The following is a 19913-nucleotide window of genomic DNA, read 5'->3' as shown; positions in this document are numbered from 1 at the left end:
GCCATGCTCGATCCGATCGTGAACTTCTTCGTCAGGATTTTCCAATGGATCGGCCGCGGCATCGGGCTCCTGATCGGCGTCATCTTGTGGCCGTTCATCTGGGCCGGGCGCTGGTATACGCAGCGCGGTTGGATCCTCAAGGCCCTGGTCGGCCTCGCCTTGCTCGTGCTGCTCGGCCTCTATGCCAATTTCTTCTACGCCACCCAGTGGTGGAACAATTTCAACCCGAGCTATCCCGACACCTACACGTTCGAGAAGCGCAACATCTCGGCGGGCGAACAGGTAGCCGCCGGTGCCGGTGCCGACACTGCCAGGACCTGCGGCAACTCCGGCATCGCCCAGATTGCCGCCGATTTGACCGACTTCAACGTTAACCAGAATGCCTGGATCTCGTCGATGATCCTCTACAAGCTCGGCCTGTTCGGCATCAGCTGGGACAACACGCCGTGGATGGACAACAAGGCCTCATTCCAGCGCGGCATCAACCAGGCGGTGCGCCGCACCGCGACCGAGCTCGCCGACAATCTCGGCCGTGTGCGCACGACATCGCAGATCGACGCCGACCTGCAGGATGCGCGCGGCAATCTGCAGTTCGACGAGTACACCTGGTATTTCGGTGTAAGCCCGTTCGGCCCGAAGACGCCGACCCCGAGCTATTATCGCGACGCCGTGCGCAAGCTGCGCTCCTTCAACGCCCGTCTCGCCACCTGCCAGGCCACCTTCGATGCCCGTGCCGACAATCTGAAGCAATATATCGACCGTATCGCCAGCGATATCGGCTCGACCTCGGCCATCCTCAAGGAGCGTGCCGAAAACCATAACAATGGCTGGTTCGATTTCCGCGCCGACGACCGCTACTGGTTCGCCTATGGCCAGCTCTACGCCTATTACGGACTGATGAAGGGCGCGCAGGCCGACTTCGAGGACGTCATCAAGGAAAAGCACCTGCAGAGCCTGTGGGATACGATGGACGCGCAGTTCGTCTCGGCGCTGCGCATCCAGCCCTTCATCATCGCCAATGGCCGCGAGGACGGCTGGCTGCTGCCCACGCATCTGACGACCATGGGTTTCTATGTGCTCAGGGTGCGTTCCAACATGGTCGAAATCAGCAACGTGCTGACGCAGTAGGGCTGGTCGGCCCAATGCATGTCACCCAAAAGTGGTCCGGCCTGGGAAGAACGATATGCATGGAGACAAATGCCTGAAGCGCGATGCGCTTTAGGCCGGCGATGGCGGATTTGCGCCGCCGTGTCTGTCGCATTCCGTGCATTGCGCGGCTGTTTTGAGACGGCGGACGCGTCACCGCTCTGGCTTCTATACGGCGCGGCAAGCGGAGCCAGAAAGAACCGGAGGCAGGTCGGCCCGCCGCAGAGGAATTTTCTTCATAGGAAACATAGTTGCATGAAAGTTGACGCCACGGCAGCGAGAGGGCTAGAACATGCCCTTGCCCGCGCGGCGTATCGAACATGCACCAGTGATCAACCCGTCCCCTCCACCGTCCAATCCAGAGGAAAGCCGTCATGGCAGAAGTGAAGTCCGACATCGAGATCGCCCGCGGTGCGAAGAAAAAACAGATCCAGGAGATCGGCGCCAAGATCGGCATCCCGACCGAACACCTTTTGCCCTATGGCCATGACAAGGCGAAGGTCTCCGCCGAATTCATCAAATCGGTGAAGGGCAATAAGGACGGCAAGCTGATCCTGGTCACCGCCATCAACCCGACCCCGGCCGGCGAAGGCAAGACGACCACCACCGTCGGCCTCGGCGACGGCCTGAACCGCATCGGCAAGAAAGCGATCATCTGCATTCGCGAAGCCTCGCTCGGTCCGAATTTCGGCGTCAAGGGCGGTGCGGCCGGCGGCGGCTACGCGCAGGTCGTGCCGATGGAGGACATGAACCTCCATTTCACCGGCGACTTTCATGCCATCACCACGGCGCACAACCTTCTGTCGGCGTTGATCGACAACCACATCTACTGGGGCAATGAGCTCGGCATCGACACCCGCCGCGTTGCCTGGCGCCGCGTCATGGACATGAACGACCGGGCGCTGCGCGAGATCATCTGCTCGCTCGGCGGCGTCGCCAACGGCTATCCGCGCGAGGCCGGGTTCGACATCACCGTCGCCTCGGAGGTCATGGCGATCCTGTGCCTCGCCACCGACCTGAAGGATTTGGAGAAGCGTCTGGGCGACATCATCGTCGCCTATCGCCGCGACAAGTCGCCGGTCTATGCCCGCGACCTCAAGGCCGACGGCGCCATGGCCGTGCTGCTCAAGGACGCCATGCAGCCGAATCTGGTGCAGACGCTGGAGAACAATCCAGCCTTCGTGCATGGCGGCCCGTTCGCCAACATCGCGCATGGCTGCAACTCGGTGGTCGCCACCACGACGGCGCTCAAGCTTGCCGACTACGTCGTCACGGAAGCCGGCTTCGGCGCCGACCTCGGCGCGGAAAAATTCTTCGACATCAAGTGCCGCAAGGCCGGGCTGAAGCCGGCGGCGGCGGTCATCGTCGCCACCGTACGCGCCATGAAAATGAATGGCGGCGTCAAGAAGGAAGACCTCGGCAAGGAAAACATCGAGGCGGTGAAGAAGGGCTGCGCCAATCTCGGCCGCCACATCGAGAACATCAGGCAGTTCGGCGTGCCGGCGGTAGTTGCCATCAACCACTTCTACTCCGACACGGATGGCGAAATCCAGGCGATGAAGGATTATGTCGCCTCGATGGGCGAAGAGGCGATCCTGTGCAAGCACTGGGCCAACGGCTCGGCCGGCATTGAGGATCTCGCCAAGAAAGTGGTGGCGCTGGCCGAATCCGGTGCCTCGCAGTTCGCGCCGCTCTATCCCGACGCCATGCCGCTGTTCGAGAAGATCAACACCATCGTCCAGCGCATCTATCGCGGCTCGGAAGCGATCGCCGACAAGTCGGTGCGCGACCAATTGCACGCCTGGGAGCAGGCCGGCTACGGCCACTTGCCGGTCTGCATGGCCAAGACCCAGTATTCCTTCTCGACCGACCCGAACCTGCGCGGCGCGCCGACCGGCCACACCGTACCGGTGCGCGAGGTCAGGCTTTCGGCGGGCGCGGGTTTCGTCGTCATCATCTGCGGCGAGGTCATGACCATGCCCGGCCTGCCCAGGGCGCCGTCGTCGGAAAAGATCTTCCTCAACGAAGCCGGCCAGATCGAAGGCCTGTTCTAGAAATCCTCAATTCCAAAAAGTGCTAAGGGCGCCGCAGCGATGCGGCGCCCTTTCTGTTTCCGGAAATTCCTACGCAGCGTTGCGCGACAGCGCCCGCTGGTTGGAGCCGAAGATCGTATCGCGTTCCGGCAAGGTGCCGGTCTTCAGGCACTCGATCCATTCGGCGGTCTTGAGCACGGCGGCGAAGCGCGACTGCAGGATGATTGTCACCACGCGGTGGATCTCCTCGGCCGAGGCATAGCCGGCGCTGTTGGCGTAAGGCACCGAGCCGGTCGCGTCGGACAGGAACTCGACGGCAAAGCCCATATGCACGGCATGGATGATGGTCGACAGGTCGCAATTATGCGTCATGTAGCCGACCACCACGATCGTCTCGACAGCGTTGGCGCGCAGCCACTCTTCGAGATCGGTGCCGGTGAAGGCGGAAGGCAGCGTCTTCTCGACATAGTGGTCGCGTGGCCGCCTCGATATCTCGGGATGCAATTCCGCGCCATGGCTGCCCTTGGCGAAGATTGGTGACGTCTCCGGCGCCATCTGCTTGACGACCACCACCTTGATGCCGGCCGCGGCTGCCGCGTCCATGGCGCGCGCCACGTTGACGACGCTGTCGCGGAACGGCGGATGCTGGATGGCGAGATTGCCGCCGTCATAGTCATTCTGGACGTCCACGACGACGAGCGCGCGGCGCGGCGTCTTGCTGGCTGGTTCGGACATGATGCATTCCTTTCAGGCTTGATGTGATGCCCGAGCATAGGTCCGCCACCATCGGACGAAAGTGGCCCGATTGACATCATTCGAAAGAATTGGGACAATCCGCATAACCCCGCGCAGAAATCCCCGGAAGACATGACCCACCAGATCGTCGCCGTCGTCGCCGTCCTCGCCTTCGACGGCATCAGCCCGTTCCATCTCTCCGTCCCTTGCCTGGTGTTCGGCGAGGATCGCACATCGTTCGGCCTGCCGCGCTTCGACTTCCGCATCTGCGCGATCGAGGCCGGTCCCGTCCACACCGAGGCCGGGCTGAGCGTCGCCGCGCCCCATGGGCTAGAGGGCCTCGATGGCGCCGACATCATCATCGTGCCGAGCTGGCGGGATCTCGAAGATCCGCTGCCGGAACCGCTGAGCCAAGCATTGCGGCGGGCCCACCGCAATGGTGCCCTGATCGTCGGCCTTTGCCTGGGAACATTCGCAGTCGCTGCTGCCGGACTGCTTGGCGGTCGGCGTGCGGCCACGCATTGGGCCTATGCCGAGCGGCTTCAGAAGCTTCATCCCGACATCGCGGTGGATGCCGAGGTGCTCTATGTCGACAATGGCGACGTGGTGACGTCGGCCGGCGTCGCGGCCGGGCTCGACTGCTGCCTCCATATCGTTCGCGCCCGCTACGGCGCCGAGGCAGCACTGCGGCTCGCGCGGCAGATCGTGCTCTCCCCGCACCGGCAAGGCGGACAGGCGCAGTTCATCGAGCGCCCGCTGGCGAGGAGCGCCGATACCGACAGGTTCACACAAGCACTCGACGCGGTGCGTGCGACGCTCGGCGATGCGCACAGCCTGGACCGCGTCGCCGAAGTCGCCGGCATGACACGGCGCACCTTCACCCGCCGCTTCCAGAAATCGATCGGCACCAGTTTCGGCGATTGGCTGATCGAGCAACGGCTTGAACTGGCGCAGCGTCTGCTCGAGGCGACGGAAAAATCGATGGACGTCGTGGCCTTCGAGGCCGGCTTCGGCAGCGCCGCTTCGCTACGCCAGCATTTTTCGGCGCGTCTCAGGACCTCCCCGGCGCAATACCGGCGTGAATTTTCCAGGCGGGCCGACCAGGGCGACCGGTCGCCGCACGCGCTTTCGCACTGAGCGCCCGCCGGGCACTCAACCGCGTTTGACCGCCCGCGCCGGATTGCCGACCACCGTCATGTTCGCGGGCACGTCGCGCGTCACCACGGCGCCGGCGCCGACGATGGCGCCCTCGCCGATGCTGACGCCGCCGAGGATGACGGCACTGCCGCCGATCCAGGCATCGGCACCGATCTCGACCGGCCTGGCGATTTCCAGCCCGGCTTGTCGCCCCGCGGCCTGCCTGTGATGCTCGGCGCAATAGATCTGCACATTGGGGCCGAGCAGCGTTCCCTTGCCGATGCGCACGCTTGCCGTGTCGAGAATGATGCAGCCGGCATTGAGAAAGACGCCGTCCCCGAGAAAGATGTTGAAGCCATAGGCACAGTGGACCGGCGCCTCGATGCGGGCGCCCTCGCCCGCGCCGCCGAGCAGATCCCGCAAGGCAGGCCCGATGTTGCCGCGCTGACGGGGCGCAAGCGAATTGTGCTCGAATACGGCGCCCGCAGCCACGCCACGCAGCGCCTCCAGTTCGTCATCCATGCACGTATACCACTCGCCCGCCGCCATTTTTGCGCGTTCGCTCTCAGCCATGCGGTGCCTCCGTCATCATTGCCACGCACCGTTGCGGCGTAAGAGAGCGCCTATGCAAGTACTGGCCAAATACCGGACCTATGGTAGCCTGCCTTTTCAGGGCTGTCCCGGCCCGGGATCGAGGGGGATGAACATGCTTTACATTCTTGCACTTCTGATCGGGGTCATTGCCGGCCTGCGCGCCATGACCGCGCCGGCCGCCGTCGCCTGGGGCGCCTGGCTCGGCTGGCTGCCGGTTGCCGGCACCTGGGCAAGCTTCATGAGCCACTGGGCCGCTGTCGGCATTTTCACTATTCTGGCTATCGTCGAGCTGGTCACCGACCAGTTGCCGTCGACGCCGAGCCGCAAGGTGCCGCAGCAATTCGGCGCCCGTATCCTGCTCGGTGCCTTCAGCGGCGCCGTGATCGGCGCCACTGGCGGCGCCACCATCGTCTGCCTGATCGCCGGCGCCATAGGGGCCGTTATCGGCACGCTCGGCGGCGCGGAGGCGCGCGGCCGGCTGGCGGCCGCCTTCGGCAAGGACCAGCCCGCGGCCTTCATCGAGGACGCGGTCGCGATCGTTGGCGGCCTCTTGATCCTGGCGGCGGTGGCATGACGGCGAAAACCTTCGATGCCATCGTCATCGGTGCCGGCCAGGCCGGCCCTCCGCTGGCCGGCCGGCTGACCGCGGCCGGCATGAGCGTGGCGCTGATCGAGCGCAAGCTGGTCGGCGGCACCTGCGTCAACACCGGCTGCATGCCGACCAAGGCCATGGTCGCCAGCGCCTATGCCGCGCATCTGGCGCGGCGCGCCGCGGACTATGGCGTGACCCTCTCCGGCCCGGTCGGCGTCGACTATGCCAGGGTCAAGGCGCGCAAGGACAAGGTGTCGAACGACGCCCGCGGCAACCTGGAAACCTGGATCGCCGACATGGATAAATGCACGCTCTATCGCGGCCATGCGCGTTTCGAATCCGCCAACACGGTGCGCGTCGGCGATGATCTCCTGACCGCCGGCAAGATCTTTCTCAACACCGGCGGCCGCGCATCGTTACCGGATCTGCCCGGCATTCACGACATCGACTTTCTCACCAACTCTTCGATGATGGACCTCGACGTGTTGCCGCGCCACCTCGTGGTGGTCGGCGGCAGCTACATCTCGCTCGAATTCGCGCAGATGTTCCGCCGCTTCGGCGCGGAGGTCACGATTATCGAAAAGGGCTCGCGGCTGATCGGCCGCGAAGACGAGGATGTGTCCGACGCCATCCTGTTGATCCTCGAAAACGAAGGCATCGCGGTCCATCTCGGCGCCGACGCCATAAGCTTCGCCAGGCAGGGCGAGGATATTGCTGTTGCCTTCTCCGCCGGCAAGCCGCCGGCCGTCGGCTCGCATGTGCTCCTGGCTCTGGGGCGAACGCCCAATACCGACGATCTCGGCCTCGACCAGGCCGGCATCGAGGTCGACAAACGCGGCTTCATCACCGTCGACGACCAGTTGCGCACCAGCGTGCCCGGCATCTGGGCGATGGGCGACTGCAATGGCAAGGGCGCCTTCACCCACACGTCCTACAACGATTACGAGATCGTTGCGGCCAATTTGCTCGACAATGATCCGCGCAAGGTCACCGACCGCATCGAGGCCTACGCTCTGTACATCGACCCGCCGCTCGGCCGCTGCGGCATGACCGAGGCGTCGGTGAAGAAGTCGGGACGCCGCGCGCTGGTCGGCCAGCGGCCGATGACCCGTGTCGGCCGTGCCATCGAGAAAGGCGAGACGCAAGGCTTCATGAAGATCCTCGTCGACGCCGACACAAGGGAAATCCTCGGCTGCTGCGTGCTTGGCCCCGGCGGCGATGAAGCCGTGCATTGCGTGCTTGATCTGATGTATGCCAAGGCACCTGTGGACACGCTGGCGCGCGCCATGCACATCCACCCCAATGTCTCGGAACTGCTGCCTACCATCGCCCAGGAGTTGAAGCCGCTGGTCTGAACTCCGGCTCAGCCGGTCGGTTCGGCCGCTCGGGCGGGTTCGGTCAGGGTCGTCTAGCCCGGCAGGGCACGGCACAAGCACCGCTGCCAGTGCCTCTTTGCTCTCCGCTTTCTGCATTGCTGCATTGCGGCAATGGCGCTTGTGCGCCATGGGGCGCTCGCGCAGTTTCCATTTGAACCGATTCAGTCTGGACCTCCCATGCCTTTGCCGATCCTTGCGCTTGCCATTGCGTCCTTCTGCATCGGCACCACCGAATTCGTCATCATGGGTCTGCTGCCGGAGGTCGCCGCCGACCTTGGCGTGACCATTCCCGCGGCCGGGCTGCTGGTCACGGGCTATGCGCTGGGCGTGGTCTTCGGCGCGCCAATCGTGGCGATGGCCACCGCGCATCTGCCGCGCAAGCCGGTGCTGGTCGGACTGGCCGCACTGTTCGTCGTCGGCAACCTGCTCTGCGCCATCGCGCCCAATTACTGGATGCTGATGGGCGCGCGCGTCTTCACCGCCTTCGGCCACGGCGCCTTCTTCGGCATCGGTTCGGTCGTCGCCGCCAGCCTGGTGCCCCGCAACAAGCGTGCCAGCGCCATCGCGCTGATGTTCGCCGGCCTGACGCTGGCTAACATCCTCGGCGTTCCCGCCGGAACGGCGCTTGGCGAAGCCTTCGGCTGGCGCGCCACCTTCCTGGCGGTGGTCGGCATCGGGCTGATCTCGGTCGCGGCGATCGCTTGGCTAGTGCCGCCGGATGTCACTGAACCAAGCGGCGACGGCTTGCGCGGCGAATTGCGCGTGCTCGGCAAGCTGCAGGTGTGGCTGGCCATGCTGATCGCGGCGCTCGCCTCAGCCAGCCTGTTTGCCGTCTTCACCTACATCAAACCCTATCTCACCGACGTGTCCGGCCTCTCGACTTCAGCGGTCACCTGGGTGCTCTTGCTGTTCGGCGCCGGCATGACCATCGGCAACATCATCGGCGGCCGGCTGGCCGACTGGAAGCTGATGCCGACGGTCATCGGCACGCTGCTGCTGCTGGCGGTCCTGTTTGTCGGCTTCATGCAGTTCGGCGCTATCGCCAGTGTCGCCATAGGCATCGTCTTCCTGTGGGGCATGCTCGTCTTCGTCGTCGTGCCGCCGTTGCAGATCCGTGTCGTGGAAGCCGCTTCCGAGGGACCGAACCTTGCCGCCACGCTGAACCAGGGCGCCTTCAATGTCGGCAACGCCAGCGGCGCCTGGATCGGCGGCGTGGCGCTCTCCTGGGGCGTTTCCTATGCCAACCTGCCGCTGGTGGGCGCGGCACTCGCTCTGCTGGCGGTCGCCGTAGCCGTTGCCTCGCGGGCACTGGACCAGCGCGCTCCGGTCGTCACTCTTCAACCTGCCGCGCAGTAGCTGCTTGCGCCCATAGCGCGACAGCCTGGACCAATCGACAAGCGCACAGTCGAAGAGGCATGTCTTCTCGCCTCTCGACGGAGAAAGACCCCATGCAGAAATCGATCGAACGCATAGCCGGCGACAGCGAAGGGGTTTCCTACGAATTCCCGCTGTTTCGCTTCGCTGGAACCGACGAATCCGCGCCTTCGGCCTATCTGCAGGCAGCACTTCATGCCGGCGAACTGCCCGGAGTCGTCGCCATTGACGCGCTGATGCCGATGCTGGCCAGGGCCGAGGCGGAGGGGCGCATCAAGGGCGACATCACCATCGTGCCCTGGGCCAATCCGATCGGCCGCGCCCAGTATCATTTCGGCGAACATCAGGGCCGTTTTCATCTGGGCACGCGCACCAACTTCAACCGCGGTTTCCCGCTGCTCGCTGCGCCCGACACGGCACTCCTGCCCGACACCGCGCATGGCACGCCCGACCAGCGGCTGAAGACGAGACTGGTGCAGCTTTCGCTCGGCCACGACATCGTGCTCGACCTGCATTGCGACGACGAGGGTCTCTCCTACCTGTATGTCCACACAAGCCTGTGGCCGGCAATGGCCGACTGCGCCGCCGCCATGGGCGTCGAGGCGGTGGTGCTGTGGAGTGAAGACACGGACGGCACTTTCGAGGGCGCCTCGATCATGCCCTATCAGAACGTTCCCGCCGATGTGGCGAAGCTCGGCCGGCGCGTCGTCACGACGGTCGAATATCGCGGCATCCTCGATGTCGATGGCGCGTTCGCGGCGTCGGACGCCGCGGGGCTCTACCGGCTGCTGGTGGCGCGCGGCGTAGTCGCCGACCCGGCCCTGCCCTCACCCGGTGCCTTCACCGGGGTTGTCGCGCCGCTCGAAAACATCGACATGATGCCGGCGCCCCGGGCGGGTGCCGTGCTCTATGACGTGGAGCCCGGCGACCGCGTCGCCAAGGACACGCGGCTTGCCGTCATCGTCCACGCACCGGGCGAAGCCGATGGCCGCACCGAGGTGTTCGCGCCGCAGGCCGGCATCGTCCTGACCCGGCGCTCGCGCCGCATCATCCGCGCCGGCGAGGATCTGTTGAAACTGGTGGGCGACAGGAAGAGCGCCGACGCAAGGTCCGGCACCCTGGAAGATTGAGCCTCCACCGAATCCAGTTGCGCGGTCGCTCAATCGCCGCTATGGGAATCGCCATGAACATGCGTTCGATCAAGACCGTTTGGTGGTGGGCCTGCTGACAGCGGCCTGTTCGAACGCGTGCGCGTGAAAAGAGAGGGTGGCCGCAGCGGAATGTCCGGGCGGCCATTTGTTTTTTCCAAGCCATTCCCGGGTCCGTTGCCCAAGAAGCTGATGGAGACGGCAATGACGATGAAGGTTCTGGACAACGGCGCAGAGAGTTTTGTGACCGGGGGTGGCATCACCATCACCCGCGAGCGCCACGACCGGCCCTATGAAGGCGCCATCGACGCCTATGTTGACGGGCTGAATGCGCGCCGGGGCGCGGTGTTTTCTTCGAACTATGAATATCCCGGCCGCTATACGCGTTGGGACACCGCCATCATCGACCCGCCTTTGGTGATCTCGGCGCGTGGCCGGTCCATGCGCATCGAGGCGCTGAACCGGCGGGGCGAGGTGCTTCTGCCGGTCATCGTCAAGACGCTCGGCGATATCGCCGAGATCACGATCGCCGAGGCGTCGAAAAAGCTGATCCGCCTCGACATCGCCAAGCCGGGCCGCGTCTTCACCGAAGAAGAACGCAGCCGCGTTCCTTCCGTCTTCACGGTTCTGCGCGCCATCACCGCCTTGTTCAAGACCGCCGAAGACGCCAATCTCGGCCTTTACGGCGCCTTCGGCTACGACCTCGCCTTCCAGTTCGATCCGGTCGACTACAAGCTCGAACGCAAGCCAAGCCAGCGCGATCTCGTGCTGTTCCTGCCCGACGAGATCCTGGTCGTCGATCATTATTCGGCCAAGGCCTGGACCGATCGATATGACTACGCCGGCAAGGGTTTTTCGACCGAAGGCCTGCCGCGCGACGAGATCGCCGAGCCGTTCAAGACTGCCGACCGTATCCCGCCGCGCGGCGACCATGAACCCGGCGAATACGCCAATCTTGTGCGCCGCGCGATGGACAGCTTCAAGCGCGGTGACCTGTTCGAGGTCGTACCCGGGCAGATGTTCTACGAACGCTGCGAGACCCAACCCTCCGAGATTTCGCGCAAGCTGAAGTCAATCAACCCCTCGCCCTATTCCTTCTTCATTAATCTGGGTGAAGGCGAATACCTGATCGGCGCTTCGCCCGAAATGTTCGTGCGCGTCAACGGCCGCCGTGTCGAGACCTGCCCGATCTCGGGCACGATCAAGCGTGGCGACGACGCCATTTCCGACTCAGAGCAGATCCTGAAGCTGCTCAATTCCAAGAAGGACGAATCCGAGCTCACAATGTGCTCGGATGTCGACCGCAACGACAAGTCGCGCGTCTGCGAGCCGGGTTCGGTGCGCGTCATCGGCCGCCGCCAGATCGAGATGTATTCGCGGCTTATCCACACGGTTGACCATATCGAGGGCAGGCTGCGCGAAGGCATGGACGCCTTCGACGCGTTTCTCTCGCACGCCTGGGCGGTGACCGTCACCGGCGCGCCGAAACTATGGGCCATGCGCTTCATCGAGCAGAACGAGAAGAGCCCGCGCGCCTGGTATGGCGGCGCCATCGGCATGGTCAATTTCAACGGTGATATGAACACCGGCCTGACACTGCGCACCATCCGCATCAAGGACGGCATTGCCGAGGTGCGTGCCGGCGCCACATTACTGTTCGACAGCATTCCCGAGGAAGAAGAAGCCGAAACCGAACTGAAGGCCTCCGCCATGCTCTCCGCCATCCGCGACGCCAAGACGGGCAATGCCGCCAGCACCGAGCGCACCACCGCGCGCGTCGGCGACGGCGTCAACATCCTGCTCGTCGACCATGAAGACAGCTTCGTCCACACGCTGGCCAATTACTTCCGTCAGACCGGCGCCAATGTCTCGACCGTGCGCACCCCCGTGCCGGAAGAAGTTTTCGACCGGCTGAAGCCGGATCTCGTCGTGCTGTCGCCTGGTCCCGGCACGCCCAAGGATTTCGACTGCGCCGCCACCATCGGACGAGCGCGCGCCCGCGAGCTGCCGATCTTCGGCGTCTGCCTCGGCCTGCAGGCGCTGGCCGAGGCCTATGGCGGCGAATTGCGGCAGCTGCATGTGCCGATGCACGGCAAGCCGTCGCGCATTCGCGTCTCCAAGCCCGGCATCATCTTCTCCGGCCTGCCCAAGGAAGTCACCGTCGGCCGTTACCATTCGATCTTCGCCGATCCGGTGCGGCTACCCGACGATTTCGTGGTCACCGCCGAGACCGAAGACGGCGTCATCATGGCCTTCGAGCACCGCAAGGAGCCGATCGCCGCGGTGCAATTCCATCCGGAATCGATCATGACGCTCGGCCACAATGCCGGCATGCGCATCATCGAGAACATCGTCGCCCACCTGCCGCGCAAGGCCAAGGACAAGGCCGCCTAGAGACGATGGTCGAAACGCGGGACACGATGGCGGTCGCGGCGAAGGCCGCGACCAGGCGCAAGGTCGCAAGGCTTGCCTTCTGGTCGATCGTCGTCGCTTGTGTGGTGCTCGCACTCAAGCTTGCCGCCTGGTACATCACCGGTTCCGTCGCACTTTATTCGGACGCGCTGGAATCGATCGTCAACGTCATCGCCTCGGCCGCCACGTTCTGGGCGATCCAGGTCAGCTACAAGCCTGCCGACCAGGACCATCCGTTCGGCCACCACAAGGCCGAGTATTTCTCGGCCGTCCTGGAAGGCGTGCTGATCGTGGTCGCGGCACTCCTGATCCTGAACGAGGTCTGGCAATCCTGGCTCCACCCCGTCCCGCTCCAGCAGCCTTGGGAAGGGCTTGCCGTCAACGGTGTGGCGACGGTCATAAACGCCTTCTGGGCCTGGGCGCTGATCCGTACAGGGCGCAACGCAAGATCGCCGGCACTGGTCGCCGACGGCCAACACATCATGACCGACGTCGTGACCTCGGTCGGCGTCTTCGCCGGCCTTGTCGGCGCGGTGCTGACCGGATGGCAGATCCTCGATCCGGCGCTGGCCGTGATCGTCGCGCTCAACATTCTTTGGCAGGGCTGGCATGTTATCGGCTCGTCGATGAACGGGCTGATGGACCGCGCAGTCGACACCCAGGAGCATATGCGCATCCGCGACATCATTTCGGCCAATTGCAAAGGCGCGCTCGAAGTGCACGAACTCAAGACACGCATCGCCGGCCGCGCCACCTTCATCGAATTCCATCTCGTCGTCGATGCCGACATGTCGGTCGGCGCCAGCCATGTCATCTGCGACCGCATCGAGGATGCGCTGCAGGCGGAAATCCCTTCCGTGCGCGTCACCATCCATGTCGAGCCCGATGATGAGGCCAAGCTGCCGAAGGGCACGACGGCGGTGCCGTTCGCGTGAGGCAGTTCACCACGTCTCGACTGACAGAGCTTTGATCCGCTCGAAGTCCCGGATATTGCGGGTCATCAGCGTAAGATCGCGCGCGCGCCTGCCCACCAATCAACGCATCGTAGGGACCAATTGGAGTTCCCAATGTGGCAAGCGTTGCCCGAATTTCTCCGGCATGTCTCGCGTCTTCCCGATCGAATTCGAGCACAGGAAACTGCAGAGCCTCGATACGCGCCAAATTTTCGACCCGTCGCTAGCTCTTTTCAGCACCATAGTACAGTTCGTGCACGACGATAGGCGAGACGGCAAAGTCCTGCGGCCTATGCCGTTTCAGCAGGCAAGCAGACCCTCATCGCCCTTCATGACCGCGATGACGGCATTGGTGTCGAGCAGGTAGATCACTTGAAGACGTCGCCCAAGGCAGCTCGATCCTGCCCGTCCTGACGTTCCAGCGCTGCCTCTGCGAAATCATTATCAAGCGGTCCAATCACTTGGTCGAGCCACGCCCAGTCCTGCGCAAGCGGTTCCAAGATGACGGTTTGCCCGTGACGGCGTATCGAGACCTCCTCTGTGTCGAAACGGAACTCCTTCGGCAGGCGCACGGCTTGGGACCTGCCTGACCAGAACACTTTTGCTTTGTCCATCGTGCTATCCTCAAATGAGATATAGCAAAGATATATCCCTTCGCGCTGACCTAAACAGGGCTCCGCTCAAGGCGCGCAAGCCGATTGCGGCATCGGTTCCAGCCGGTAGATCTTATCGTCCGACTTCGTCTTGCCGTCGGCTGCCTGTGAACAGAAATCGACGATCGCCAGGCTGTTGTTGGGATTGGCCAGCATCATCATGCCATTGGCGCCGCGCTTGAGGAAAATCTCCTTCTGCGTGATATCGCAGGAGAAATCGCTCATCTTCGAACTCGCCGCGCAGCGCCACTGGTCGGCCTCGCCCTGGCAGGAATAGACCTGCGTGACCTTGCCCGACTGTTGCCGCGTCGTGACCGAAACGGCGATGTCGGCGCCGTCAGGCCAATTGGCAAGGTCGCCGCCCGCCGCGAATGAAGCCAGTTCGACCGGCCCACGGAACACGCGGATCGACTGCGTCAGTTGGTCGGGATGCGAACCGAAATGCGCGGCATCGTAGTCGCGTCCGTAGCAGAAGGCCTGGTCGGGCTTCAGCCGGTCGCGCAGCGGCGGACCCATCGCTGGGTCGATCGGGTCGATGCGGGCGAACTCCGCCTTGCAGGTCGCTGCCGGCATCGGGTCGAGACGGAAATTGTCGTCCCGCGACCCCAGCGCCTGCCTGTTGTATTCAGTCGTGCCGAGTTCCTCCTCGGAACCGGCATCGAGATAGACATCGGGCTGCAGGTCCGAAAGGATCAGCCGGCCCTTGTGGTCGACTTTCAGCGACGCCAGCGTGCGGTCGCATTCCATGCCGCAATGGATCGGGTTTGATGCGCCATCCTCGGATTGGTGACTACACCAGCCGCCGGCCCATTCCGGAGCCTTGGCGCCACGCACCGTGGTTGTGACGAAGCCATTGTAGGACGTGCCGGCATTCGCGGCCGGTTCCTCGTTCGGCCTGCTGACCGGATCATGGCCGTAGTAGAAGAAGATTCGGGCCACCTTCTGCTCCGGATGCGCCTTGAGGTGGTTGGCATCGTAGATGCGGCCGAAACAGGCGTCCTGACCGTTGGGACTGAGTTCGGTGAGCTTGGCCGCCTCGTCGGCGAAAGCCGTCGCGCCCAGCAGGCTCAACAAGGCCGCTCCGGACAGGACGCTTGCCAGTCTCTGTTCGAACGCCATGTGACCCTCCGCATCGGCAGGACGCGACGCCGATTTATGCTACACTCGGCGTCGCGGCCACGCAATTCGCGGCCATCTGTCAACCCGGGGGGAACCATCGCCATGCGTCGACGCGACATGTTCCGCGCGATTCTCGTCGGAGCCGGCACGCTGATTGGACTGCGGGTGGCGCAAGCCGCGGCCACCGAGGCCACGAGATTGAAGGTCGCCTATCATCTCAGTGACCTCGACAAGGTCAATTTCGTGCTGGGCAACATCAAGAACCATTACGAAGGCACCGGCGGCAATGTCGATATCGCGCTGGTCGTCCATGGTCCGGCTCTTGCCGGTTTCAAGTCGAAGGGCATATCGGCGGCGATCTCCGGTCGTTTCACCGGTCTCATCCAGCAAGGGCTCGATCCGCATGCCTGCGCCAACACCATGCACGGCATGGATATTTCGCTCGCCGACCTGCTCGACGGTTTTCATGCGGCCGACAGTGGCGGCGTCGTCAAGCTCGCCGAACTGCAAAGCCAGGGCTATGCCTATCTCAGGCCTTGAAGCTGCATGGACTGAATGCAAGGGTAGCAAGACCAGCTAAGAACCGCGAAATCCCGGAGAAACGACAGTGCCAGCGACAACCACTCCCCTCGGGCTTGTCATTCCCGATCTCGCCGGCAAGGCGGTGCTGGTCACCGGCGCCTCGACCGGCATCGGCGCGGCGCTCGCCTTGGCTTATGCGGCGCAGAAATGTCTGGTCGCACTGCACTACAATTCCAGCCGTGACGCCGCCGAGAAACTTGGCAAAGCCATTCGCGACAATGGCGGCGAGGTGTTTCTCGTCCAGGGCGATTTTTCCCTGGCCGCCGACGTCGAACGCGTCGTCGAGGACAGCGCGCAGCATTTCGGCCGCCTCGACGGGCTGGTCAACAATGCCGGCGGCATGCTCGGCCGCGTGCCCTACGCCGAGCAGACAGAGGCGCATTACGACGCGGTGATGGATCTCAACGCGCGTTCGGTGCTGACCGCGTCGCGCAAGGCGATCCCGTGGTTGAAGAGACAAGGCGGCTTCATCGTCAACACCTCGTCCATCGCCGCGCGCAACGGTGCGGGCGGTGGCGCCGGGCTCTACGGCTCGGCCAAGGCTTTCGTCTCCAACGTCACGCGCGGCATGGCCAAGGAACTGATCGGCTTCGGCATTCGCGTCAACGCGGTGGCACCCGGCACCATCCTCACGCCGTTCCACGAACGCTACTCGACCGAAGAGCAGATCAGGGGCATGGTTGCCACCATTCCGCAGGGGCGCGCCGGCACGGCTGAAGATTGCGTCGGTGCTTATCTGTTCCTCTCCTCCGATCTGTTGAGCGGCTACATCACCGCCAGGTGATCGAGGTGAATGGTGGCCAGTTGATGCCTTGAGCCGCGACCTGCATACTGACGAACGGTATACTCTTGTCGAAAACGCTGAAGGGAGACGAAGGGATGTACGGTCTGATCGGCAAGATGCGGGCGGCCCGCGGCCAGCGCGACGCTGTCATGGACGTCCTGCGCGCCAGCACCGGCGCCCTGCCCGGCTGCCTGAGCTATATCGTTGCCACCGACCCGGCCGATGCCGATGCCATATGGGTCACGGAAGTGTGGACTGACCAGGCAAGCCACAAAGCCTCGCTGCAGCTTCCCGAAGTCCAGGCGGCCATCGCCAAGGCAAGGCCCTTCATCGCCGGCTTCGAGTTCCAGGTGGAAACCAACCCCGTCGGCGGCTTTGGATTGGCTGACGACAAGGCGGGCTGATCCGGGTGGATGACTCGACCCAAATCGTGAACATTAGCGATGCGAAGGCCAATCTTTCACGTCTCGTTCAGCGAGCCGCCAACGGCGAACCTTTCATGATCGCCAAGGCTGGCAAGTCATTGGTCAAGGTCATTCCTATGGATCAATCGGTGCCGGTACAATCGCGACGGGTTGGCTTTATGGCTGGTCAGTTTTCGGTGTCCGACCGTTTCGATCGCATGAGCGGTGGAGAAATCGAGCAACTGTTCGGCACAGACATCTGAGGCGATCGCTTTTCGATGCAGCGGGGGTTCGCATCCCTTACCGCTCAGTCTAAGACCAGAACATGGATTCCTCGCCCAAGCAGCCGTCTCCTGGCCAGCCGGCCGTCGAGCGCATGGCGCGCATGCGCAAGCCTTGGCAATGGCTGGCCCTCCTCGTCATTTCCGTGCTGTTTGCCGGTGCGCTCGAACTGGCCGCGCTGCCGGCGGCGCTGCTCATCGGGCCGATGCTGGCGGCCATCGTCGCCGGCACCAACGGCGCTACCGTGCGCGTGCCGCGGCTTCTGTTCGGCTCCGCCCAGGCGATCGTCGGCTGCCTCATCGCCGCTTCGATCTCGGCCGACATTTTTCGCGTCTTCTATGCCGAATGGCCGCTGTTCCTCGGCGCAGTGACAGCCACCGTCGCGGCGTCCAGCCTGCTCGGCTGGCTGATCAGCCGGTGGCGCATCCTGCCCGGCACGACCGCCGTCTGGGGATCCTCCCCAGGCGCGGCCACCGCAATGGTGCTGATGGCCGGCGCCTTCGGCGCCGACCAGCGCCTCGTCGCCTTCATGCAGTATCTGCGTGTCATCCTCGTCTCGATGACGGCGGCCATTGTCGCCAAGATGTGGGTCGACACGTCAGGCGTCGAAATCCCGCCGATTATCTGGTTTCCGCCGATCGATGCCCAAGCCTTAGCAGCAACCATTGGCATCGCGCTGGTCGGCGGGCTGGCGGGAAGGCTTTGCCGGTTGCCTTCGCCCTCCTTTCTGGGCACCTTCATCTTCGGCGCGGTGATCCACCTTGGCCTCGGCGTGCCGATGCAATTGCCGCCTTGGCTGCTGGCTGTCAGTTACGCCATGGTCGGATGGTCGATCGGGCTGAACTTCACAAGGCCGATCCTGCGCCATGCGACACGTGCCCTGCCGCAGATCGTCGCTTCGATCGTGGCTCTGATCGCCTTTTGCGGCGGCCTCGCCTTCATGATCAGCCATCTGCTCGACATCGATCCGCTGACCGCCTATCTCGCGACCAGCCCCGGCGGCATGGACAGCGTCGCCATCATCGCCGCCGCCGCCCAGAACGTCGACATCTCCTTCATCATGGCGCTCCAGTCGGCGCGTTTCCTGATCGTGCTGCTTGTCGGCCCGAGCATCGCGCGGCTGGTAGCGCGCGCGGTGAAGGAATAGGCTGCTCCGCCCCGGCTGCCGGCATACTTATGGATCGATCCTAATCCTCGTCGTCGCCCTCGGCCTGCGCGTCGCGACGCCAATAGGCCGTTACCAGGTGCCGGTCGCGGCCCAGGCCCCACTCCTTGCGCACGATCTTGCGGATCTCGCGGAAGTCCGTGAACTCGCATCCGGCCCAGACGTAGAGGTTATCGGCAAGCGCCATGTGGCTGCGCTCGCGCAGGGCGGCCGCCAGCAGGCCGGCGGTGCCGGCCGCGCGGTCGTGCCGGTAAAGCCAGGTGATTTCGATGTTGTCGCCTTGCGCCAGCGCGATGCGGTCGTCCGGGCCATCGACCTCGATGAGCGCCTCGACGCGGGTTGACGGCCGCAGTTCCCCCAGAATCCGGCCAATTGCCGGCAGCGCTGTGTCGTCGCCGACCAGCAGCAGGGTCGGCGCCGTCGGCGTCTCGCCGCCGCTTGGCCCGATCATGCCGATGACGTCTCCCGCCACCGCGTTCTGCGCGAATGTGGCGGCGGGCGTGTCATGGCCGGGGTGCAGCACGAAATCGACATCGAGCCAACCGCTTGTCGGATCCACCGCCCGGATCGTGTAGATGCGGACGGTGAGCGCATCCTCACCGGCAGGCCACACAAGCAGGCCGTCGGCGCCTATCGAGGGCCAAACGGGCGGCCTGCCCCGCGGCGGCAGCAGCAGCCGGATGTGCAGGCCGCCATGGGTAAACCGGCCAAGATCATCGCCTGCAAAGCGCAGGCGCTGCATGTGCGGAGAAATCCGCTTTGACGACACCACCGTGATTTCGCGGAAGAAGATCGGGGTGCCGGTGTCGCTGCCGTCGCCTTGCCAGCGCAGTCCGCTCGTCGTTCCGAGATGCTGCGCGACGTGGCCGGCGACCGTCATCTTCATGTAGGACAGGCAGGTTTCGTCTACGGCCGAGACGCGGATCAGCATGGAGTCGCCCTCGAGTGCCGCGCTCAGCGAACCGTAGTACAGGCGAAGTTCCCATCGATCGGCAACACCGGTCTCGACCTCGAATTCGCTGTGCTCGGTGCGCAGCCGGTCCATCACCGACCTGATCGCCGCATCGCTGATCCGGGTTTGCGCTCGCAGTTGGTCCATCGTTCGCGTCTTTCGAAACGGTTTGAAGCAATCGGCCGCAGGAGGGCCGCGCCGGCAGCGGCATGCCATAGACGTTCCGAAGTTTCCACAGAAACTTGAATACATAAGTCATCTTATATATTGAACCGCTACGTCCCGTTGGCGGCCAGGTCCGGCCTCGGCCTGTTGGAAGGGCACGCACGTCGGCGACGACGTCAGACGGAACGTGGCCCGGCACGCGCCCGGCTGTCGGCATGGCTTTCGGTACGGCTGTCGTAAGCAGATGAGTTGTCCGGATTAGGTAGCACGTGAGTTGTCCGGTTTTATCGCCAGCGGATGGAGGCTG

Annotated in this window: 18 protein-coding genes and 2 pseudogenes; 14 read left to right on the top strand and 6 right to left on the bottom strand. The window is 64.0% G+C overall.

The window, feature by feature from the left end; translation table 11 throughout:
• Nucleotides 1-3: 3 nt before the first annotated feature.
• Both FJ946_RS25855 and FJ946_RS25850 read left to right on the top strand, forming a co-directional pair.
• Nucleotides 4-1128: a DUF2333 family protein gene (locus FJ946_RS25855; protein ID WP_140496068.1), complete on the top strand. Its 1125-nt coding sequence runs from the start codon at nt 4-6 to the stop codon at nt 1126-1128.
• A gap of 392 nt (nt 1129-1520) precedes the next feature.
• Nucleotides 1521-3200: a formate--tetrahydrofolate ligase gene (locus FJ946_RS25850; RefSeq protein ID WP_140496069.1), complete on the top strand. Its 1680-nt coding sequence runs from the start codon at nt 1521-1523 to the stop codon at nt 3198-3200.
• A gap of 69 nt (nt 3201-3269) precedes the next feature.
• On the opposite strand, the gene FJ946_RS25845 is transcribed toward FJ946_RS25850, so the two are convergent.
• Complete coding sequence (locus FJ946_RS25845; RefSeq protein ID WP_140556122.1) at nt 3270-3914, bottom strand: cysteine hydrolase family protein; 645 nt, start codon at nt 3912-3914, stop codon at nt 3270-3272.
• A gap of 132 nt (nt 3915-4046) precedes the next feature.
• Between FJ946_RS25845 and FJ946_RS25840 the strand changes: the two genes are divergently transcribed.
• The gene (locus FJ946_RS25840; RefSeq protein WP_140567125.1) at nt 4047-5051 is read left to right on the top strand and encodes a helix-turn-helix domain-containing protein; all 1005 of its coding nucleotides are present in this window, start codon (nt 4047-4049) and stop codon (nt 5049-5051) included.
• A gap of 15 nt (nt 5052-5066) precedes the next feature.
• Here FJ946_RS25840 and FJ946_RS25835 read toward each other — a convergent pair whose 3' ends face one another.
• On the bottom strand, nt 5067-5624 hold the full coding sequence (locus FJ946_RS25835; protein ID WP_140567128.1) for a sugar O-acetyltransferase: 558 nt from the start codon (nt 5622-5624) through the stop codon (nt 5067-5069).
• Between the two features lie 133 nt (nt 5625-5757).
• Between FJ946_RS25835 and FJ946_RS25830 the strand changes: the two genes are divergently transcribed.
• The 6 genes from FJ946_RS25830 to FJ946_RS25805 all read left to right on the top strand — a co-directional run bounded on the left by FJ946_RS25830 (nt 5758) and on the right by FJ946_RS25805 (nt 13482).
• Nucleotides 5758-6219, top strand: a complete 462-nt coding sequence (locus tag FJ946_RS25830) for a DUF4126 domain-containing protein (RefSeq protein WP_140567131.1) — start codon at nt 5758-5760, stop codon at nt 6217-6219.
• Entirely contained in the window at nt 6216-7592 is a 1377-nt protein-coding gene (locus FJ946_RS25825) for an FAD-containing oxidoreductase (protein ID WP_140567134.1), read from the top strand. Before FJ946_RS25830 ends, FJ946_RS25825 begins: the two co-directional genes overlap by 4 nt.
• 198 nt (nt 7593-7790) lie before the next feature.
• Complete coding sequence (locus FJ946_RS25820; RefSeq protein ID WP_140496075.1) at nt 7791-8969, top strand: MFS transporter; 1179 nt, start codon at nt 7791-7793, stop codon at nt 8967-8969.
• Nucleotides 8970-9061: 92 nt separating this feature from the next.
• Nucleotides 9062-10117 (top strand): succinylglutamate desuccinylase/aspartoacylase family protein, encoded by a 1056-nt coding sequence (locus FJ946_RS25815; protein ID WP_140524933.1) that lies wholly within the window; start codon nt 9062-9064, stop codon nt 10115-10117.
• Nucleotides 10118-10339: 222 nt separating this feature from the next.
• Nucleotides 10340-12529 (top strand): anthranilate synthase, encoded by a 2190-nt coding sequence (locus tag FJ946_RS25810; protein ID WP_140567137.1) that lies wholly within the window; start codon nt 10340-10342, stop codon nt 12527-12529.
• 5 nt (nt 12530-12534) lie between these two features.
• Nucleotides 12535-13482, top strand: coding sequence for a cation diffusion facilitator family transporter (locus FJ946_RS25805; protein ID WP_140567140.1), 948 nt, complete (start codon nt 12535-12537; stop codon nt 13480-13482).
• A gap of 6 nt (nt 13483-13488) precedes the next feature.
• On the opposite strand, the pseudogene FJ946_RS31325 reads toward FJ946_RS25805, so the two are convergent.
• From FJ946_RS31325 to FJ946_RS25790, 3 genes and pseudogenes are all read right to left on the bottom strand, one after another.
• Nucleotides 13489-13872, bottom strand: a pseudogene (locus FJ946_RS31325) (type II toxin-antitoxin system VapC family toxin).
• Nucleotides 13869-14114, bottom strand: coding sequence for a type II toxin-antitoxin system VapB family antitoxin (vapB, locus tag FJ946_RS25795; RefSeq protein ID WP_140561430.1), 246 nt, complete (start codon nt 14112-14114; stop codon nt 13869-13871). Before vapB ends, FJ946_RS31325 begins: the two are co-directional and overlap by 4 nt.
• A 66-nt stretch (nt 14115-14180) precedes the next feature.
• Complete coding sequence (locus tag FJ946_RS25790; RefSeq protein WP_140567143.1) at nt 14181-15272, bottom strand: hypothetical protein; 1092 nt, start codon at nt 15270-15272, stop codon at nt 14181-14183.
• Between the two features lie 102 nt (nt 15273-15374).
• On the opposite strand from FJ946_RS25790, the gene FJ946_RS25785 reads away from it, so the two are divergent.
• The 5 genes and pseudogenes from FJ946_RS25785 to FJ946_RS25765 all read left to right on the top strand — a co-directional run bounded on the left by FJ946_RS25785 (nt 15375) and on the right by FJ946_RS25765 (nt 18471).
• Entirely contained in the window at nt 15375-15812 is a 438-nt protein-coding gene (locus tag FJ946_RS25785) for a DsrE family protein (protein ID WP_140567146.1), read from the top strand.
• 67 nt (nt 15813-15879) lie between these two features.
• A pseudogene (locus FJ946_RS25780) lies at nt 15880-16670 on the top strand (SDR family oxidoreductase).
• 63 nt (nt 16671-16733) lie between these two features.
• Nucleotides 16734-17042: a putative quinol monooxygenase gene (locus FJ946_RS25775; protein ID WP_140567149.1), complete on the top strand. Its 309-nt coding sequence runs from the start codon at nt 16734-16736 to the stop codon at nt 17040-17042.
• A 5-nt stretch (nt 17043-17047) separates the two neighbouring features.
• A complete protein-coding gene (locus FJ946_RS25770; protein ID WP_140524939.1) occupies nt 17048-17305 on the top strand; it encodes a type II toxin-antitoxin system prevent-host-death family antitoxin in 258 nt (85 codons plus the stop codon).
• Between the two features lie 62 nt (nt 17306-17367).
• Nucleotides 17368-18471, top strand: coding sequence for an AbrB family transcriptional regulator (locus FJ946_RS25765; protein WP_140567152.1), 1104 nt, complete (start codon nt 17368-17370; stop codon nt 18469-18471).
• A 40-nt stretch (nt 18472-18511) separates the two neighbouring features.
• On the opposite strand, the gene FJ946_RS25760 is transcribed toward FJ946_RS25765, so the two are convergent.
• On the bottom strand, nt 18512-19588 hold the full coding sequence (locus FJ946_RS25760; RefSeq protein WP_140567155.1) for a siderophore-interacting protein: 1077 nt from the start codon (nt 19586-19588) through the stop codon (nt 18512-18514).
• Nucleotides 19589-19913: the final 325 nt, after the last annotated feature.

It is taken from the genome of Mesorhizobium sp. B2-4-7 (assembly GCF_006442685.1).
Classification (GTDB): Bacteria; Pseudomonadota; Alphaproteobacteria; order Rhizobiales; family Rhizobiaceae; genus Mesorhizobium.
Note: the sequence above shows the minus strand (reverse complement) of the source record. Positions and strands in the feature narration are given on the sequence as shown.

Coding starts and splice junctions, on each gene's coding strand:
- FJ946_RS25765 (WP_140567152.1), top strand. CDS start 17,368: ATGGATTCCTCGCCCAAGCAGCCGTCTCCTGGCCAGCCGGCCGTCGAG.
- FJ946_RS25830 (WP_140567131.1), top strand. CDS start 5,758: ATGCTTTACATTCTTGCACTTCTGATCGGGGTCATTGCCGGCCTGCGC.
- FJ946_RS25820 (WP_140496075.1), top strand. CDS start 7,791: ATGCCTTTGCCGATCCTTGCGCTTGCCATTGCGTCCTTCTGCATCGGC.
- FJ946_RS25845 (WP_140556122.1), bottom strand. CDS start 3,914: ATGTCCGAACCAGCCAGCAAGACGCCGCGCCGCGCGCTCGTCGTCGTG.
- FJ946_RS25855 (WP_140496068.1), top strand. CDS start 4: ATGCTCGATCCGATCGTGAACTTCTTCGTCAGGATTTTCCAATGGATC.
- FJ946_RS25785 (WP_140567146.1), top strand. CDS start 15,375: ATGCGTCGACGCGACATGTTCCGCGCGATTCTCGTCGGAGCCGGCACG.
- FJ946_RS25810 (WP_140567137.1), top strand. CDS start 10,340: ATGACGATGAAGGTTCTGGACAACGGCGCAGAGAGTTTTGTGACCGGG.
- FJ946_RS25850 (WP_140496069.1), top strand. CDS start 1,521: ATGGCAGAAGTGAAGTCCGACATCGAGATCGCCCGCGGTGCGAAGAAA.
- FJ946_RS25815 (WP_140524933.1), top strand. CDS start 9,062: ATGCAGAAATCGATCGAACGCATAGCCGGCGACAGCGAAGGGGTTTCC.
- FJ946_RS25840 (WP_140567125.1), top strand. CDS start 4,047: ATGACCCACCAGATCGTCGCCGTCGTCGCCGTCCTCGCCTTCGACGGC.
- vapB (WP_140561430.1), bottom strand. CDS start 14,114: ATGGACAAAGCAAAAGTGTTCTGGTCAGGCAGGTCCCAAGCCGTGCGC.
- FJ946_RS25760 (WP_140567155.1), bottom strand. CDS start 19,588: ATGGACCAACTGCGAGCGCAAACCCGGATCAGCGATGCGGCGATCAGG.
- FJ946_RS25775 (WP_140567149.1), top strand. CDS start 16,734: ATGTACGGTCTGATCGGCAAGATGCGGGCGGCCCGCGGCCAGCGCGAC.
- FJ946_RS25805 (WP_140567140.1), top strand. CDS start 12,535: ATGGTCGAAACGCGGGACACGATGGCGGTCGCGGCGAAGGCCGCGACC.
- FJ946_RS25825 (WP_140567134.1), top strand. CDS start 6,216: ATGACGGCGAAAACCTTCGATGCCATCGTCATCGGTGCCGGCCAGGCC.
- FJ946_RS25790 (WP_140567143.1), bottom strand. CDS start 15,272: ATGGCGTTCGAACAGAGACTGGCAAGCGTCCTGTCCGGAGCGGCCTTG.
- FJ946_RS25835 (WP_140567128.1), bottom strand. CDS start 5,624: ATGGCTGAGAGCGAACGCGCAAAAATGGCGGCGGGCGAGTGGTATACG.